Here is an 18,787-nt window from a genome sequence, read left to right on the forward strand (position 1 = left end):
AAATGAGCAACCCCTCCGTTGACCCATTACAAGAATCCTTGAATAAATTTAATGAAATTGCAACTATCGCTCTTCCTTTCTATCCATTTTTATCTCAATCTACGATTCAATTATTAAATTACTCTGAAAATGCAACCTATCTTGTTACTGATTCGGGTACGGGTGAAAAATATATTTTACGTGTCGGCCGCCCGGGATATCATACAAAAATGGAAGTGGAGAGCGAGCTTGAGTGGTTGAAGTCAATCCATAAGCACTCGTCTATTCAGATTTCCTTGCCCATTTTAGGAGGAAACAGCGAATATATTCAAGTAGTCCAACATCAAAACGAGACATATTACTGTACACTTTTCACATTTTTAGAAGGGGATGCGCCAAATGAAGAGAACGAAAGTGAACTAATCAGACAATTTTTCAAGCTTGGCGAAATAACTGCGCAATTACATGAACATAGCATCAATAATTGGAAAAGTCTTAGGAAAATCCGCAGACTCACCTGGGATTATGATACCATTCTAGGCACTGCTCCAAAGTGGGGAAGATGGCAGGATGGATTAGCGATCACTCAGGAACGAGTGGAATTATTCACAGAGGTTTCAAAGAAAATTAGAGATAGACTGAATCGATTTGGAAAAGCCCCTAATCGTTATGGCTTAATCCATTCCGATTTACGTCTTGCCAACCTGTTAGTAGAGAGTGAACAAATTAAGGTCATCGACTTTGATGATTGTGGATTTGGCTGGTATCTCTATGATTTTGCTACTTCTCTAAGCTTTATCGAACATAAACGATATATCCCAGCCTTAATTGCCTCTTGGTTAAAAGGGTATCGCAGGGTTCGCCCCCTTTCAGAAGAAGAAGAACAAGAGATTCCAACTTTTATTCTGATGCGAAGACTTCAGCTGATTGCTTGGGTAGGCAGCCGTGATAATGAAACAACCAGGGAGTTAGGAAACGGATTTACTGAAGACACTGACAATATAGCAAAAAGATATCTGCAGAATGGAAAAATATAAGGATGCCCATTAGATGAAGTTTTTTACAGGTGGTGAGAAAAAATGGATTCCGATTTAGTTGAAAAGATTACAAGATTAGTACTTTCTCGGATAGAGGAACAGTCGAAACGTTCTGTTCTAAACGAATGGAGGGAACAATATTTCGCAGTTGATGAAAGGGTAGAATATCCCCCACTTACGAAAGAGGAGATGAAAAAATGGAATAAAATTACCTCCACAGTGGGGTTTTCCAATAAAGCAGATGAAATATCTCCGCACGAAGTTCCGCTAACGTTGGAAGAATTGAAAACCTGGAACGACCTTTCAGTTTCCATAAGCACGAAAGAACCGGGACAGGGTCGGGTGAAGTTTTTCCCGCATCACGAATGAAAGGGTGAGTTTAAAAGAGAGGAGTTGTTCCCAATTAGTGCTGCTGGAGCCACGACAGGATTAACAGCATCGTTCCCACTTGGATGTGGTTCATACGGCGGGAACATTAAAATATGAATCGATAAAATGTATCTAATTGCAAATTAGGAGGAATGTAGCGTGGCTATTAATGGTGCACTTGGCATGATTGAAACAAGGGGATTGGTGGCCTCTCTAGAAGCAGCGGATGCAATGGTAAAGGCAGCAAATGTCAATTTAATAGGGAAGGTTCATGTCGGCGGCGGGATTGTGACCGTGCTTGTAACGGGAGATGTGGGTGCAGTAAAAGCAGCAACAGAAGCCGGAAGTGAGGCGGCCGGGCGAGTAGGCGAGATTTTATCTGTTCATGTCATCCCACGCCCACATAATGAACTGCAAATTATATTACCAAAATTTGAGGGATAATATCGCTAGTGGACTTATAAATGTTGAATGAGTGAGGCACATATGATGAAAGAACTAAACTCACAACTAATTGTAAAAGAAGTAGTAAGGCGTCTGCAAGAAAGGCAAAATGGAAAACCAACTATACCTATTGGCGTGTCAGCTAGGCATTGTCATTTAAAGGAACAGGATATAGAAATTCTTTTTGGAAAAGGTTACCGGATTACGAAAAAGTCGGATTTATTACAGCCAGCCCAATTTGCGGCAAACGAGGTCGTGACCATCGCTGGACCAAGGGGAAGCATTGAGAGGGTTAGAGTTCTCGGACCCTTAAGAAGAGTAACGCAAGTAGAAGTAAGCCAAACAGATGTAATCAAGCTTGGATTGAATCCACCGATAAGGGAGTCAGGAAACCTACAAGGTTCTTCATGGGTTACAATCGTTGGTCCAAAAGGAAGTATTTACCTTGAAGAGGGGTTAATCATAGCTCAAGCACAAATTCATGTGCCGCCAGAGCAGGCCTGCTAGTTTGATGTGAAAGATGGAGAATATGTAAAAGTGGAAATTGATCATCCAAAGCGCCCATTAAGATTTGAAAAGGTACGGATTCGGATTTCAGATAACTATGTATTGGAAATGCATATTGATACAGATGAAGCCAATGCCGGATTTATTAAAAGTGGACTTAAAGGTAAATTAATTAAAACAGGTAGATTCTATAACGAAACAGGAGATGGTAAGGCAGGTCCTAACATGAATGGAATTTTGGGAACTATATTTGTGGTCGATTCTCATGAAAAACTGTTAACGAAAGCCATTATTGATGGGTGGAAGAAAAGCATTATTACTATTAAGCCGAATACGATTATCACCCCTTTAGCACGGGATGCGGCAAAAGAAAGAGGGATTTCGATCGTAATGAATGAAATTGGAAGGGGGCAGGCCGGTGACAAAGGCATTAGGAATGATAGAAACGCGAGGGTTGGCTACCTCGATTGAGGCAGCAGACGTGATGTTAAAAAATTCTTATGTCCAACTTGTACAGCAATCGATGGTGGACGCTGCACTTGTGACAATTTTAATAGAAGGAGATGTAAGTGCGGTAAAAGCTGCCGTCGAAGCTGGTGTAGAACTAGCGAAAAGAAGGGGTGCCCTAGTTGCCTTTCATGTCATTCCTCATCCTGATTTGGGTACAAATCACTTAATTAGAATGAAAGCGGCGGATGGGTATGAAGCGAATAAAATGGACAATAAGCCTAAGGTGAATAAAAAAGATGCAGAAAATGAAAGCAATCAAGATGAAGTGAAGGAGTAGTTTGCTCCCAAACTTATTTCATCTGAAGAAGGAGGTTAGTCATGTCCTTCAAACGGAAAAAATCTGCTGTCATTGGCGTCGGATATACCGGAACGACAATCGCCCTTATGATTGCCCAAAAAGAACTGGGGGACATTGTTCTGGTAGATATTCCTTCTATGGTGAACCCAACTAAAGGGAAGGCATTGGACCTGCTGCAATTAAGTTCCGTCCATAAGTTTGATTCCGCGATTATTGGCACTTCTAATTATGAAGATTTGAAGGATGTTGACCTCGTAATCATTACTGCGGGAGTAGCAAGAAAAGCAGGGATGAGCCGGGATGATTTAGTAGCAATAAATGCGAAAGTGATCAAAGAGGTATCCGAAAATATCGCAGCCTATGCTACTAATAGTTTTGTATTAGTATTGAGTAATCCAGTCGATGCAATGACCTATGTTTGTTACAAAACGACAGGTTTTCCGAAAAACCGGGTGATCGGGCAATCGGGGGTGCTCGATACAGCAAGGTTTAATACGTTTGTTGCGCGGGGGTTAAATATATCCGTCGAAGATGTTTCTGGGTTTGTTTTAGGAGGGCATGGAGATTCCATGGTTCCTTTAATCCGCTTTTCGTATGCAGGGGATCCCTTTGGAAAGAATTCTTTCGGAAGAAAAGATAGCGGAGATTGTTGAGCGTACCCGAAATGGCGGGGGGGAAATTGTTACTCTTCTCGGTAAAGGAAGTGCTTATTATGCACCTGCTGCTGCAATTGTACAAATGACAGAGGCAATTGTTAAAGACAAAAAAAGAATTTTACCTTCGATTGCCTATTTGGAAGGTGAATACGGATATAGGGACATTTATCTGGGTGTTCCCACTATCCTCGGTGGGAACGGTGTAGAAAGTATTATCGAATTACCGCTCGCTCCTGAGGAAAAGGAGGCATTAGACCTTTCAGCCCAATCTGTAAAGAGAGTCATAAACCAACTAAGATAAAAATTTTTAAAAATAATTATCTAAATATTCAGAACCACTTAGAGGGGTGGATAAATAGGTATACTCATTGAAAATGGAAGGTTCGGTGCTGGAAAGTCATTGAGAATGTCACCCCAGTTGTTAACTTTTAAGGAGAGAAGGGAGAAAAAATGTCTAAAGCTGGTCTCGCTTTGTTTGAACAGAAATCTACCGGTGGAATTGCACGGCAAATTAGTCCCATTGACACAATGATTTACTCAGCTGCAAACCCAGGATTGATGTTTGCGCTCGTTTATATTATGTGGGCACCATTTTTATATCCAGGCGCTCATATGGTTTGGGCAATTTTGGCTGTTGCCCAGATGTTCATTATCGCAGGTCTCTATTGGTTATTATCAGTCTCGATGCCAAGGTCGGGCGGTGAATATATCTACATTAGCCGGATCCTTCATCCGGCGATTGGACTGATGGCGAGCTTTATGATTACGTTTACTTCCATCTCGTGGACTGGAATCCTGTTAAACTGGATTATTAAATGGTCCGTAGTAGAATTTTTCTATTCAATCGCACTTATTAATGGGAATGACGCAGGATGGCTTCATTTAGCGGAGTTTTTTAATAGTAATTACATGCATGCCATTATTGGCACAGGATTGTTGCTGTTCATCTATTTTATCTATTATAAAGGAACAAAGTGGATGGTAAGATTAGCGTATTTAACATTGGGTGCTACCCTGGTAGGCGCTGTTGTCTTTATTATTGCTAACCTAATCACAGGGCAAGGAACCTTTGCCGCTAATTTTTCACAGCTTACAGGTTTAGCCTATAATGATGTCATTCAACTTGCAAAAGCAGATGGATATACGACTAAGTTCCTCTTCGGTGCGACTATTATGGCGGGTTCCACCTATATTATTCTCAATACACTAGGTTCAACCTTTGGGGCAAATCTAGCAGGAGAAGTTCGAAACGTACAAAAATCTCAGTTGATGGCATTATTTGGATCACTGGCGATATTAATGGTAGTTTGGGCGATTTTTTACTCGTTGTCCTATATCAACTTTGGCGATATCTGGTCCAATAGCCTGTATTATCTTTATAATTCCGGTCATGAAGCCTATCCGTTCAAGGGATATGATCCATTTATCACCATCATGATTGGGATCATGACAAAGAGTCCCGTTTTTGTCTTTTTAATTGCGATCTGCTTTGCGGTTGCGACCTTTGGATCAGCTGCTGGTTTAGGTTTTGGACCTTCACGTAATATGGTTGCTTGGTCGTTTGACCGTTTAATTCCTAGTAAATTTATGGAACTCAATAAAAAGACTAATTCACCTACGTACGCATTAAGAACCGTTATCATTGGTGCCTGGTTTTTCTTAATGCTCGACATTTTCGTCCCTTCATGGACGGCAAATATTGCTTACACTATTTTCACTTGGTTCTTAGCCTGGATCTTCCTGGGGATTGCTGGTATTGTTTTTTCAACCAGAAAGAAAATATTGTTTAATTCTTCACCTCCAATCGTAAAGACAAAATTCTTAGGGGTCCATTTAGTTACCATTTTAGGCTGGTTAACCTTAGCAATCAGCGTCTCGATTTGTTACTATCTCCTAATTCCATTTTTAAGAGGAGATTTACCATTTACGATGATTGTTGTATCCCTGTGTTTAATGTTTATCCCGATTATCATCTATTTTGTGATGAAACGTCATCATGCTAAGAAAGGGATCGATATCGATATCCAATTCCAGGAGATTCCTTCAGACTGATCAACTCTTCTAAAAAATAATATGGGGTGAGGAATTTGAAAATTTTTTATGCAGGCGATCTGCATGGAGGAGAAACCGCGTTTCGAAAATTCACTAATGCCGGTAAGTTCTATAAAGCCGATTTAGTCATATATGGCGGCGACTTTACAGGGAAAATGGTCGTCCCGATAGTTGAAAAGTCGGGTATTTATACGTGCCAATATTATGGATCTACTGTGAAAGTGAAAAAAGTAAATGAACTCCCAGATTTGGAACGGAATTTACGGGATGCAGGATTCTATCCTTACTTAGTGTCAGAAAAAGAGCTAAATCAATTAATTGAGAGCGATGCAGAGCGGATTATTAAAGAGAAGCAAATAGAAGTGTTCAGGCAGTGGATCGAAATGGCTGATGAACGGTTTAAAGCAGCAGGAATTCCTTGTATAATGATTCCAGGGAGCGTGGATGACTTTTATCTTGATGAGTTTCTCAATGCCGGAAGTTTTGTTCAAAATGGGGATGAAAAAATTATTGAGATAGATGGATTTGAAATTCTTTCAATTGGCGGTGGAAAACCAAGTGTATTTAAGTATCCTCGTGAGTACAGTGAGGAAGAACTAGCGAAGAAAATTGAAAACGCTGCCAAACAGGTGAAGGATATGAATAAATGCATCTTTAATATTCACATCCCTCCTTACGACACTGATTTAGATCAAGGGACCCTGTACGATGATGAGTTAAAGCCGGTTCTAGACGGTGATTCCTTAGCAACGGCGCCAATAGGAAGTAAAGCTGTGCGTGATGCCATTGAAAAATATCAACCCATGCTTTCCTTACATGGTCATGTTCATGAAAGCCGTGGAGTGACCACTATAGGCAGAACAATCTGTATCAATGCTGGAACAGATTATGACCAAGGCTTGCTTAGAGGAGCCCTGTTGGATGTTAGTGCTGATGGGAACGTGTCTTATACTTTAACAGCAGGTTAATGATATAGTCCTATTACTCTTTATGAAATGACAGTTCTTTTAAGATGGCTATTTCTAGATTGCTGCTTTCGTAGATTCGCCGATAAAATACCGAAATTCGCGGATAGAACAGCAAAATTGCCGATAGAACCACGAAATTCGCCGATTGAACCGTAAAATTCGCTGATAGACTGGCATGGGCTCGTAAACAATCAATAAAGTGGTGTAAATTTACACCGGTAATGGATACTTTATAAATTTGCTTATGATTTTTGCAAAAATGTTTACCAAACAGCTTTAAAAATCGTTAAATTGTAAGAGGAAGGAGTCGTAATAATGGAAATTATTTATAAAGGCCAGTGTGTACTGAATATGTCACGCAACAATCCAGCTGTGAAAAAGGTACAGCCGGGAAGTACTGTCATTTTTGAAACGTATGATTGCTTCAGTAATCAAATTCAGCAGGAAGACCAGCCTTTTAGCTCAGTCGGCTGGGATAAAATAAATCCGGCTACGGGTCCATTATTTGTAGAAGGGGCGGAGCCTGGGGATATTTTAAAAGTGGAAATAACAGATATTAAAATCGAACACAAAGGTGTCATGACGACGGCTCCGAAACTTGGAGTACTTGGTGATATTGTGACCGGCGAAACGACAAAAATTATTGCTATTCAAGACGGAAAAGCGATTTTCAACGAGAAAATTCAGATTCCCATTAAACCGATGATTGGTGTAATTGGCACCGCACCTGCAGACGGGGATATTCCTACTGGAACTCCGGGTGATCACGGCGGCAATATGGACTGTAAAAAAATCATAAAAGGCTCCACCTTATATTTACCAGTCAATGTCTCCGGTGCGCTCCTGTCGATGGGTGATTTACATGCGGTGATGGCAGACGGGGAAATTGTCATATGCGGATTGGAAATTCCGGGAGAAGTAACCATCAAAGTGGATGTTATAAAAGGAGAATCCTATCCTTTACCAATGCTTGTTAGTGAAGAGAGACTAATAACGATTGCCTCAGCAAAAACATTGGATGAAGCGGGCAAACTTGCAACGGTAAATATGCACACGTTTATCGTCGAACAGCTTGGACTGCCAATTGATGAAGCAGCAATGCTCTTATCCTTAGTTGGTGACTTAAGAATTTGTCAGGTTGTTGATCCATTAATGACAGCACGAATGGAGCTGCCACAATGGATATTGGATCAATATAATTACAAAACAAAGTAGACCTGCTTCATCAATCCAAATTTTTTTTACAGAGAAGGTCATGAATCGCAGATTTTATTAGAATTATGGAAAGCGGGTCAGTCCCACTTGTATGAAATAGAAAGGGGACTGACCCAAACAAAGTCTGGAAATGAGAACTTTACTTTTTTTACATATCATCCGACTTAAAGGAGGGAAAAAGACTATGAGCAAAAAGCGAGCACGAGATCTTGGATTGCCATTTCCTGGTATTCCAGGGGAATTTAATGCATTAACAGATGTTCCAGGTGTAGAAATCGGGTTTACCACAATCATAGAAGGTGAAGGACAAGTTCAGATCGGTAAAGGTCCAATCCGAACTGGGGTGACAGCCATTTTACCTCGTGGTAAAAAAGAAAAAATGCAGCCGATTTGGGCAGGGTTTTACAGTCTAAATGGTAATGGTGAAATGACAGGCGTGCATTGGGTGAATGATGGAGGCTATTTTCTAAGTCCAATTTGTATTACAAATACCCATTCAGTTGGAATTGCTCACCATGCTACAACAAAATGGATGGTGAATAACTATGAAAAACAATTCAGCACCGAACATTTATGGGCGATGCCCGTGATTGCTGAAACATATGACGGTGTTCTTAACGACATTAACGGTCAGCATATTTCTGAAGAGCATGTTCTCTCAGCAATTGATGGGGCTCAACCAGGACCAGTAGCCGAAGGGAATGTTGGCGGAGGGACGGGGATGATCTGTTACGAATTTAAAGGGGGAACGGGAACATCTTCACGTGTTGTCACGATTAATGGTCAACAGCTTCATATCGGTGTTCTGGTTCAAGCAAACTTTGGTATACGTGAATGGCTTACCATTCTAGGTGTCCCTGTCGGAAAACATATGAGTAATGAAAAGCTTTTAGAAAAGGAACAAGGTTCAATCATTGTCATTATAGGGACAGATATTCCAATGCTTCCCCATCAACTAAAAAGGGTTGCTAAGCGTGCCGCAATTGGAATTGGCAGGAGCGGGAGCCCTGGGGGAAATAGTTCAGGTGATATTTTTCTTGCCTTTTCAACTGCCAATGAAATGGATATTCTCCAATTATCACAAGAAAAATTGACGATGGAATTTGTCAATGATGAAGGATTTGACCCAATTTATGAAGCTGTTTGCCAAGCATTGGATGAATCAGTCGTTAATGCTTTGATTGCCGCGGAATCAATGACTACCGTTAAACCATATGGGAAAATAGTCCACGCAATCAATCATGAAGAACTTTTGCGAGTAATGAGAGAATATAATCGGGTTTAAGAAGTTATTTGTGGAAGCCTTTCCTACCACAATGTTGTTTAATATAGTAAAATAAGATGAAATGATTGGAGTAAAGGCATCATTCGAATTTATACAGTGTGGAGGATAAAAGGTGACGTATCATTTAAATAACAGATTTAAAATGTTTACATTGAATTCAAATCAAGCGCTTGCAGCCGAGATGGCAGAGCTTTTGGGCTGTGAGTTGGGCAAATGCTCTATATCTAAATTTAGTGATGGAGAAATTCAAATTCATATTGAAGAAAGCGTTCGTGGCAGTGAGGTATTTATTGTTCAATCGACTTCCTACCCGGTTAATGAAAATATTATGGAGCTTCTGATTATGCTGGATTCCTTGAAAAGGGCTTCTGCGAGAACAATTAATGTGGTCATTCCTTACTATGGTTATGGACGCCAAGATCGAAAGGCTCGTTCTCGGGAACCGATTACGGCGAAACTAGTAGCGAACCTGTTAGAAGCTGCAGGCGCAACTAGAGTTCTTACAATGGATCTCCATACACCACAGCTACAAGGATTTTTTGATATTCCCGTTGACCACTTATTTGGCGTTCCTATCCTTACACAGTACTTTAAAAATAAAGGATTGGACAATATTGTTGTCGTTGCGCCGCATAATGGCAGCATCGGGAGAGCAAGAAAAATGGCGAACCTTTTACATGCTCCGCTTGCACTTATCGATAAACGAAAACTGGAAGAAAATGAATACGAAATCCTCAATGTCATTGGGAATGTTGAAGGGAAAAATGCTATTATTATTGATGATTTAATTGATACAGCTGAAACGATAACATCCGCTGCTAAGGCGTTAGCAGAATACGGAGCAACATCTATCTATGCGGGATGTACTCATCCTGTTTTCACCGAGCAAGCAATTGAAAAAATTCAACTGTCATCGATTAAAGAATTAGTAGTGACGAATACGATTGAGTTACCGGAAGAGAAAATGATAGAAAAAATAAAAATGATTTCCGTTGCGCCGTTGCTTGTAGAGGCGATCGATCGGATTCATAATGAAAAAGCAGTAAGTCCTTTATTCGAATAAGTTTAGTGGAAGGCTGACTATCTAAGGTAGTTGGCTTTTTTATATCGAATGGAAATGGGAGCATTTTTAGAGAATAAATGAATAAAAATCCTATAAGACCATTGCTTTTTAGTATTAAAATGGTTTAATTGTCATTAGAATAATTAAAATAATAGCTGAAATGTGCAAGGTATTATTAAGCGGGATAGCCTGTTTAGCTATATTAATATATTCCACTGGCAGCTCTTCACCATCATGATTTTCAAGAATCTCCATTTGAAGTTTAGCTTTCTTCGGCAGCATCCCTGCTGCAATTGGCTGCACCGCTATGTAAATGACGATGGATACAATATACCAAATTTCCTTAAATAAGTCTGGATGCATAATGGCCATGATGATGCCTGTTACCAGCAATGTGATACTTCCAATTTTGGCTAATTTCTCCGTTCCTTGTGAAACGGACAGAGCAAACTTTGCCTGGGATACATTTTTTACCTTACCCATCAAAACGGGCATGCCAAAAGTTGAACCAAGTCCGACCACTGCTGCGACAATGTGAATGAGCAATACGAATGAGTACAAAGTCATATCCTTCTATCCTCCTTTATTACTACTTTTTTATTTTACTTAATTTATTAGAAAATTAGAACAATTATTTTTATTTTACTATTACATTTAAAAAGGAAAGGCGGACTGATTGTTTGTCCCATACAGCAGATGATTCAAAAGCTTTAGAAAGTCAACATAAATGGATACAAAATTACATTGATTCTCCGGAAAACCAAAGACAGCTATATAGACGGACGTTGATAGTTGTAGTAATTTCACAAATTTTTGGAGGTGCCGGACTTGCTGCGGGAATTACGGTTGGGGCACTGATCGCTCAAGATATGCTAGGAACAGATCGATTTGCCGGCGTGCCTACTGCATTGTTTACTTTGGGTTCTGCAGCAGCAGCCTATCTTGTAGGGCGGATTTCTCAACGTTATGGACGCCGGTTAGGACTTGCCGCGGGATTCTTGACCGGCGGTATTGGCGCTATCGGAGTAGTGATATCAGCATTGACTAATAACCTTCTATTGCTCTTTGCCTCTCTATTAATCTATGGAGCTGGTTCAGCAACCAACCTCCAGGCTCGGTATGCGGGTACCGATATGGCCAATACGAAACAGCGGGCAACAGCCATCAGTATTGCCATGGTTTCAACCACGTTTGGAGCTGTTGCAGGACCTAACCTGGTTGATGTCATGGGGGGATTTGCTGCGTCAATTGGTGTTCCGACTTTAGCGGGTCCTTTCATACTGGCAGCAACAGCTTTTATCCTGGCCGGATTGGTACACTTAGTTTTCCTTCGCCCTGATCCACTCCTAGTAGCTAACGGCCTTTCAGCAATGAAAAGAAGGGGAAAGGAAGAACTTTCAAATGTGAATTCCAATGATAGTCAAAGGTTAGAGGGGAGGGGTATCGTTGTTGGAACAGCACTAATGATTTTTACCCAAATGGTTATGGTTGGCATTATGACCATGACACCCGTCCATATGAGGCATCATGGACATAATTTGAGTGAAGTGGGAATGGTCATCAGCATTCATGTGGCCTTCATGTACCTGCCGTCCTTCGTAACTGGCATTCTCGTTGATAAGATTGGCAGAACGGCAATGGCCATTGCTGCTGGCGCAACTCTGCTTGCTGCTGGTGTTTTTGCAGCTTTTGCACCAGCCGATTCCATGCTGTTTCTCATCATCGCACTCGCTTTGCTTGGGCTTGGCTGGAACTTCGGTTTGATTTGCGGCACTGCACTTATTGTAGATGCAACCCATCCTTCTACACGTGCAAAAACACAGGGAACGGTAGATGTTTTAATTGCGTTAGCGGGAGCGACTGGTGGAGCAGTTTCAGGGATGGTGGTTGCCCAATCAAGTTACGCAACACTCTCACTAGCAGGAGGCATCTTTTCCCTATTGCTAATCCCGGTTGTGTTATGGTCGCGTTATAAACCGATTAGTTCGGATTCATAATGAAAAAATGCAGGGCAGAGGGACAGGCACGGCGTCCCAACTTCTATTAAAAGTGATTAACTCCAAATTGGTAGATTTCTTGTGGGACAATAAACCTGTCCTTTTTTCCCATTTAAAATTGAAAGGAAGTTGTTTATGCGCCTAAACACAGAACTATGTGAAAAACTGGGTATTGCTTTTCCGATTATTCAAGCTGGTATGGCTGGAGGCCCGACAACTGTGGATTTGGTTGCCAATGTTTCTAATGCAGGTGGGTTAGGGACCTTAGGTGCGGCCTATATGAAACCGGAAGAGATAAGAACGGCGATTCGAAAAATAAAAGAGCGGACAACAAAGCCATTTGCCGTTAACTTATTTTGTACCAATTGGCAAGATCACTATGAAGGAGTAGAAGAGTCTCAGAAGGTACTGAATCCGATTCGGGGAAAGTTAGGTTTGAAGTATTTGGATCAGCAGGTGATGACAAATAACTTTTTCGATAAACAATTTGAAGTCCTATTAGCAGAAAAAGTACCTGTACTGTCTACCGCTTTCGGTGTTCTTCCCCGGGATAAAATGGCTGCGGCCAAGAAACAGGGAATAACAGTTACCACGATGATAACGACTGTTCGAGAAGCTCAACTGGCAGAAAATGAGGGCGCAGATATCATCATCGCACAAGGTAGTGATGCCGGCGGTCATAGAGGAACATTTGAAATCGAAAAAGATACTCTTGGTGCTTCAATCGGAACCTTTTCCCTTGTCCCTCAGGTGGTGGATGCTGTTTCGGTACCAGTGGTGGCTGCAGGCGGAATCATGGATAGCCGTGGCATTGTAGCAGCATTAGCATTAGGGGCACAAGCCGTTCAAATGGGAACGGCATTCTTAACTACTATAGAGTCGGGTGCACATCCAGTATATAAACAAGCACTAATCAATAGTACAGAAGAAAGTACGGTTATTACCAAAGTGTTTTCAGGCCGTCCGGCTAGAGGAATTAAAAATGCTTTTATAAAAGCCTACCAAGATGCAAAAATACCTCCTGCCGACTTCCCAACGCAAAACACATTGACCAGTGACATTCGCAGGGAAGCAGCTTTACAAAATAATCCCGACTATATGTCGCTATGGGCTGGGCAGGCTACAAGGCTATTACTGAACGAAATAACTGCTGAGAACCTAATAAGAAGGTTAGTAGCAGGTGCAGAACGAATACTTTTTAGTAAATAAATTACTTAAGGGTTCAGTCCCCCGACGCGATAAAGCTTTACAGCGCCAGTGGGACTGAACCCATTTTTACTAGTATTTAATAATCGTCAGAATGATCTCAAAGAGGATGAGAAAGACGATAATCCATTCCACGAAGAGTCCACGGATGGAATGACTAATGGTGGAAAAACCATTCATGATGTTATATAAAATATCTGTTTTATTTTTCAAAATGATATATCTATCATTTAATTCGAAAAACTCGACCATCTTGTCGTAAAATTCGTTTGCCGTACTGCTGGTCCAGGTAATATCAGGTTTATCTAATATCATGATATACGCAAGCGTGTTGTATTCGTGACGGACGATTTTCGCGGTCGTCCTCGCCAGTTCTTTATTACCGATTCTCAGTCTTCCTTTTTCCAGCCGGTCAATCATCGTTTCGAGTTTATCATGGATTTTTCCGAGCTGCTCCTCCGTTTTCTCAAGTGCTACCGATTTGGCGAGGACAGTGGAAATCAACTCCGGGAAATAAACCTCATATTCCGGAACCACAATATATTCATCCGTTAACTCAATATTTTCGGTTTCTTTAATATGAAGACTGTAATCGTCGGTATATCTATTCGTATTTTTGATTTCAATATCCGGCTCAAAGGAATAGAGGTATTTCAAAAAGCAGGTTATCTCATCGTTGTGCGAGTGATTGATAAAGACAACGCTGCCAAAGGAAAAGACCATCACCATCTGTGAGTCGTTCAGCTTTTTTTGGAGGATGGATTGGAGAATATCGCCTTTTAAAATCAAAGGCTGCTCCCAGGTAAACTTTTTTGGAATGCCACATTGAATGGCAATTTGGTTTAAATCAATTTCATTCGTAATCGCAAATGCCTTAAAGTGGATAGGAGTCATTCTAATCACTCTTTCCAGTGAAATAGTAAAATGGCAAGAAAAATAATCACCATTTCTATCAATCTCTTACTACTATTATTTCTATGAGCAGGATAGATAGATTAGAATGACAATGGTTTCTAAATTTTAAACTGTCTTATTTTGCTCTTGTTTGAGTAATGGTGTGGCTTTTTTAATTTTTACTCCAAATAAAAATCGTGTCAATACCGTTCGCTTAATGATCAGTTCAAAAATTAATAGGGAAGCAATTAGTGTTGATAGCATAATCAAGATAAATTTTGCCGAAACACTCATGTCTAATCGGATTACATAATAGCCGATCACCACTAATACACTTTGATGAATGATATAAATTGGAAACGCCGCTTCATTTAAGTAGGTTAAAATTTTATGACGGACATTTAAAAATTTATTTCCAAAGCCAACGATGACGATCAGTCCAAGCAGCGTAATAAGGGATCGAAATAACGTTAGAAAGATAGAGATTGTGGAAAAATCTTTCGCGTCTTGGTTTTGTGCTGCAAGTATTGCCCAGATTGGAACGAGTATCAACACCAAAATAAGCACCTTGAAACGAATGCGATTAAACATTTCTTGATACCTTGGGTCACTACAGGATATATATCCAATGAGGAGGATGGCCAGATAGTAGAAGGGGTTTTGACCTCCAGGTGCAGGTAATGCTTGGGCAATGGTTAAAACAATAAAAAGTAACATAAAAATGAATGGATGACTGAAAATCTTATGAAACTTATTCACGTTATCTTTTCTTTTTTGGTTATTAAAAAACGTAAAGAATGGTAATGCAGCAACTGAAAGTACAAATAAATAAAGGATAAACCATAGATGTGCCGGTGTAAAGGTTCCAAAATAACCCGACAAATCACTTAAATCGGTGAAAAAATTTTTTATGAACATAATATAAGATCCGGCAGATTTCCCAGAGTGATCCAGTATGGCAAAATAGCCTTGCGGCGGAACAATGAAGAGAATTCCAAATAAGAGCGGGATCAATAATCGATTGGATCTTTCTTTTAGAAAAAATGATGTGGATTTCACGCGCAGGGCATACCAACTGGCCGATCCGGCTAACCAGAATAGGAGCGGCATAAACCATAAGTTTGCAACGGAAATAAACCAGCTTAATCCCCAGCTCAACGTTTCACTTTTTACATAAAAAGGATCCCAATGATCAAAAACTCTGGCAGAATGAAACGGGAATAATAGCAAGATTCCAAAATTTCTTAGCCAATCAATATCATATCTTCGTATTAACTCTTTATTATTCATTTCTTTACCCCTTCAAATTTGTTTTTATTTCCAATTTTACATGGGAAAAGAAATTTTGAATAGTGTTTTTATGGTCTTTTTTGGAAAGGGTGTCAGGACTAATGGTGGTATTCGGCCTTGTTGTCATGATCATTCGAAAGTTCTCATTTCCATGGGTTCGGGTACATACCACGTTTGCCGATTATTTTACGATTGTTTTGTTACTCATTATTGCGGCACTTGGGGCATATTTGACACTAATCTACAGTACGACTGTTGTTGCTTATGAGTACCGATTAACCATCGGCCCTTGGTTTCGGAGCCTATTTACCTTCCAGCCATTATCCGAACTTATGTTAGGGATTCCGACCTTATTTAAGGTTCATGTTACTTTGTCCTTTTTCTTTTTTGTAATAAAGATGGTATTTATTGCTTATATTTAAATATATTTTAATAGTTTTTAAGAAAACAAGAAGTAGAGGTATTGTATGTACTGGATGAATGAGGAGTTAGTAAAAAATGCCGATGCATGCTACCGGCTGGCTGAGGAAAAGGCTGCTGATTATTTCCGAGTACTTTATGAGCTAGTCTCACAAAAGACCTATGTTCCTACCTTGACAAAAGATATTCAATCCTGGAAACAGAACCATATTCATCATCCATCCTTATTATCCTTTTTTTCGCGAGGAAAAGGAAAACCGGATTCTCGCGAGTACCACCATTATATTCAATGGCTGGATTACAGAGGCAAACTAGATAATTATCTGGAGCGAAGCATCTCCTATATTTTCATGCGCGACTTGGGGAAAGGACTTGACTCATCTGACACCAAGAATAGGGTTCGGCATGCAGTTGACAATTTAAAGAACCATTTGACAACTGACCGAGGAGATAAAACTGAGTCGTTTAGTATGGCCGGGTTGTACCGATGGGCACAGAAGGAAGGTGTTGAATCCACGATTATCTGGGTATTCGACAAACTGAAGACTGTTTCCACCAATATTCCAAAGGGGATGGACGCGGAGCAAGCTCAGCGAAAACTAATTAAAATTATTGCCGGAGTATTGTTGCACGAGTTTGAAGAGATGGGTTCGGAGATATCTGCCGAAGATCGGACTTCCAAACTAGATAAAGCAATTAGACTTGGGTTTTCCTATGGTCTGACATATCCTTTCATAGACGATCTCCTGGATTCAGACATTTTGTCCGCTCATGAGAAAAAACAATATTCAGATTTGATACGTACTACCCTTATCACAGGAACTGTGCCTAAATTGGGCAAGTGGACTGGAAGTAACACAAACCTGATCCGGTATATTCATAAGGAACTACGTGAGGCCTTTGAGTATATTAAGGGCCACCAGGGGGCGCAGTCAAGGAGGAAATTTTCCGAGCAAGCCTATGTGTTTTTTCATTCCCAAGAAATGGATCGTGTAAAGGATATATCCAATGAAAATTACACTAATGAAGAGCTTTACATCCCGATTATTTTAAAATCCTCTTCTTCAAGATTAATTGCTCGTTCGGTACTCAGCGCTCCTGAGGATGAGGGCTTTGATAACCGAACATTCTTTTATGGCATTTACAACCAGCTGGCAGATGATTTTGCTGATATCTTTGATGACTTAAAGGATGGTGCAGTGACACCCTACACCTATTATCTGAAACATCATCTTAGACGCCCCGATCTTATCAATCCCTTTGAATTATACTGGACGGTCATTTCCAATTTAATCCATAACATCTATCACTCTGATACTACGACGAGTGAGGTGATGCTGGATCGTGCAATCAACGGACTAAAACGTTTTAAAGAACGATTCGGGAGCAAACAATACAACGAAGTGATGGAGTTGTTTGCTTCTGGAAATCCGGAATTTAATCGTATCATCCAAAAAATGGTTCGAAAAGCGGATGATGTGGATTTCTTTGATAAATTGCTTCGGGACTATATGATGACCATTCTGAAAAATGAACGGAAAGAGCAGGAAGATTTTGTAGATACGATCGAAATCGTCCGAAATCAGATTAACCACATCTTGCCTATTCCTAAACTCGATCATACTCCTTTGATGTTTGAGCCTATCATTAATGCGGCAAATTACAGTTTAAAAGGAGATGGAAAGAGGCTCCGGCCCATTGTGGCTTGGGTCATGGGTGTTAATGAATACGGATTAAAAGGTTCCACAATCGTGCCACTTCTGAAATCATTGGAATATATGCATACGGCCTCGCTAATCTTCGATGATCTGCCATCCCAGGATAATGCGTCCTTCCGCAGGGGGCGTCCAACCCTCCATAAGACGTATAACATTGCAATCGCAGAATTAACCGCACTCTTTCTGACCCAGAAGGCTACTGAAGAACAAGCATCACTTGACCAGTTCGATTCGAAAACGGTACTGACGTTAATCCAATATTCGGCGCAAATGACAGCAGATATGTGCAGGGGACAGGCGATGGACTTAGAATCCAAAGGAAAACCATTGACACTGGAACAATTGAATCTAATGTGCTTTAATAAAACCGGGATAGGTTTCGAAGCTTCGCTCATCATGCCTGCGATTCTCGCACAAACCAACGAATTGGAAATACGAGCTTTGAAAAAATATGCCTATCATACCGGCATTGCGTTTCAGATAAAGGATGATTTGCTTGATGTGGAAGGCGAGCTGTCCAAACTTGGCAAATCGATTGGCAAAGATGCTGAAAACAAAAATTCAACCTTTGTGTCAATTCTAGGTCTGGAAGGTGCCAGAAAGGCGATGTGGGAACATTACTGTCTTGCCATGGAAGCGGTGCAAAAGGTGCAGCTAAAGACGACTTTTCTGAAGCATTTATTGAATTATATTGTGAACAGAGATCATTAAGCGGTAGTGATATTTAAAAATGATGTAGCTGCTTTAAGAATTATAAGAATCCGGCAATAAATAAGCTAGGAATTTCTTAATAGGATTAGCGATAAAATATAGGATGTAACGGATCATCAAAGCTTTTGAACGAAACTAATTATATCCGAGAACGAATGTTCAAAAGAA

At 40.4% G+C, this 18,787-nt stretch carries 16 protein-coding genes and 2 pseudogenes; 15 read left to right on the forward strand and 3 right to left on the reverse strand.

Translation table 11 applies throughout. The features are described from left to right. Window positions 1-2 precede the first annotated feature (2 nt). The 11 genes and pseudogenes from ACIQCO_RS09155 to ACIQCO_RS09205 all read left to right on the forward strand — a co-directional run bounded on the left by ACIQCO_RS09155 (window position 3) and on the right by ACIQCO_RS09205 (window position 10,383). A complete protein-coding gene (locus ACIQCO_RS09155) occupies window positions 3-1,016 on the forward strand; it encodes a phosphotransferase enzyme family protein (protein WP_400427647.1) in 1,014 nt (337 codons plus the stop codon). 42 nt (window positions 1,017-1,058) lie between these two features. Next, window positions 1,059-1,385: a hypothetical protein gene (locus tag ACIQCO_RS09160; protein WP_400427649.1), complete on the forward strand. Its 327-nt coding sequence runs from the start codon at window positions 1,059-1,061 to the stop codon at window positions 1,383-1,385. Window positions 1,386-1,568: 183 nt separating this feature from the next. Then, window positions 1,569-1,829 (forward strand): BMC domain-containing protein, encoded by a 261-nt coding sequence (locus tag ACIQCO_RS09165; RefSeq protein ID WP_400427956.1) that lies wholly within the window; start codon window positions 1,569-1,571, stop codon window positions 1,827-1,829. Window positions 1,830-1,874: 45 nt separating this feature from the next. Beyond that, window positions 1,875-2,507: pseudogene (locus tag ACIQCO_RS09170) on the forward strand (phosphate propanoyltransferase); the annotation flags it as partial. Window positions 2,508-2,754: 247 nt separating this feature from the next. Beyond that, window positions 2,755-3,123, forward strand: coding sequence for a BMC domain-containing protein (locus ACIQCO_RS09175; protein WP_400427651.1), 369 nt, complete (start codon window positions 2,755-2,757; stop codon window positions 3,121-3,123). Between the two features lie 41 nt (window positions 3,124-3,164). After that, window positions 3,165-4,101: pseudogene (gene mdh / locus ACIQCO_RS09180) on the forward strand (malate dehydrogenase). Window positions 4,102-4,250: 149 nt separating this feature from the next. Continuing rightward, entirely contained in the window at window positions 4,251-5,852 is a 1,602-nt protein-coding gene (locus ACIQCO_RS09185; protein ID WP_400427653.1) for an APC family permease, read from the forward strand. Window positions 5,853-5,887: 35 nt separating this feature from the next. Beyond that, complete coding sequence (locus ACIQCO_RS09190; protein ID WP_400427655.1) at window positions 5,888-6,820, forward strand: metallophosphoesterase family protein; 933 nt, start codon at window positions 5,888-5,890, stop codon at window positions 6,818-6,820. Between the two features lie 315 nt (window positions 6,821-7,135). Then, on the forward strand, window positions 7,136-8,035 hold the full coding sequence (locus ACIQCO_RS09195; RefSeq protein WP_400427657.1) for an acetamidase/formamidase family protein: 900 nt from the start codon (window positions 7,136-7,138) through the stop codon (window positions 8,033-8,035). Window positions 8,036-8,219: 184 nt separating this feature from the next. After that, on the forward strand, window positions 8,220-9,320 hold the full coding sequence (locus ACIQCO_RS09200; protein ID WP_400427660.1) for a DmpA family aminopeptidase: 1,101 nt from the start codon (window positions 8,220-8,222) through the stop codon (window positions 9,318-9,320). A gap of 112 nt (window positions 9,321-9,432) precedes the next feature. After that, entirely contained in the window at window positions 9,433-10,383 is a 951-nt protein-coding gene (locus ACIQCO_RS09205) for a ribose-phosphate diphosphokinase (protein WP_400427661.1), read from the forward strand. A gap of 114 nt (window positions 10,384-10,497) precedes the next feature. Here the strand turns inward: ACIQCO_RS09205 and ACIQCO_RS09210 are convergent, their stop codons facing one another. Continuing rightward, entirely contained in the window at window positions 10,498-10,950 is a 453-nt protein-coding gene (locus tag ACIQCO_RS09210; RefSeq protein ID WP_400427663.1) for a DUF2269 family protein, read from the reverse strand. A gap of 113 nt (window positions 10,951-11,063) precedes the next feature. Here ACIQCO_RS09210 and ACIQCO_RS09215 point away from each other — a divergent pair, with 113 nt between their 5' ends. Both ACIQCO_RS09215 and ACIQCO_RS09220 read left to right on the forward strand, forming a co-directional pair. Beyond that, a complete protein-coding gene (locus ACIQCO_RS09215) occupies window positions 11,064-12,380 on the forward strand; it encodes an MFS transporter (RefSeq protein ID WP_400427665.1) in 1,317 nt (438 codons plus the stop codon). A 135-nt stretch (window positions 12,381-12,515) separates the two neighbouring features. Next, window positions 12,516-13,589, forward strand: coding sequence for an NAD(P)H-dependent flavin oxidoreductase (locus tag ACIQCO_RS09220; protein WP_400427668.1), 1,074 nt, complete (start codon window positions 12,516-12,518; stop codon window positions 13,587-13,589). A gap of 69 nt (window positions 13,590-13,658) precedes the next feature. Here the strand turns inward: ACIQCO_RS09220 and ACIQCO_RS09225 are convergent, their stop codons facing one another. Next, a complete protein-coding gene (locus ACIQCO_RS09225) occupies window positions 13,659-14,480 on the reverse strand; it encodes an RMD1 family protein (protein ID WP_400427670.1) in 822 nt (273 codons plus the stop codon). Window positions 14,481-14,606: 126 nt separating this feature from the next. Beyond that, window positions 14,607-15,770, reverse strand: a complete 1,164-nt coding sequence (locus ACIQCO_RS09230; protein ID WP_400427672.1) for an acyltransferase family protein — start codon at window positions 15,768-15,770, stop codon at window positions 14,607-14,609. Window positions 15,771-15,871: 101 nt separating this feature from the next. On the opposite strand from ACIQCO_RS09230, the gene ACIQCO_RS09235 reads away from it, so the two are divergent. Together ACIQCO_RS09235 and ACIQCO_RS09240 are read left to right on the forward strand one after the other, a co-directional pair. Next, a complete protein-coding gene (locus ACIQCO_RS09235; protein ID WP_400427674.1) occupies window positions 15,872-16,192 on the forward strand; it encodes a respiratory nitrate reductase subunit gamma in 321 nt (106 codons plus the stop codon). A gap of 45 nt (window positions 16,193-16,237) precedes the next feature. Beyond that, a complete protein-coding gene (locus ACIQCO_RS09240; RefSeq protein WP_400427677.1) occupies window positions 16,238-18,619 on the forward strand; it encodes a polyprenyl synthetase family protein in 2,382 nt (793 codons plus the stop codon). The last annotated feature ends 168 nt before the right edge of the window (window positions 18,620-18,787 follow it).

Source organism: Neobacillus sp. NPDC093127, assembly GCF_044754175.1.
In the GTDB taxonomy this organism is placed as follows: domain Bacteria; phylum Bacillota; class Bacilli; order Bacillales; family Cytobacillaceae; genus Neobacillus.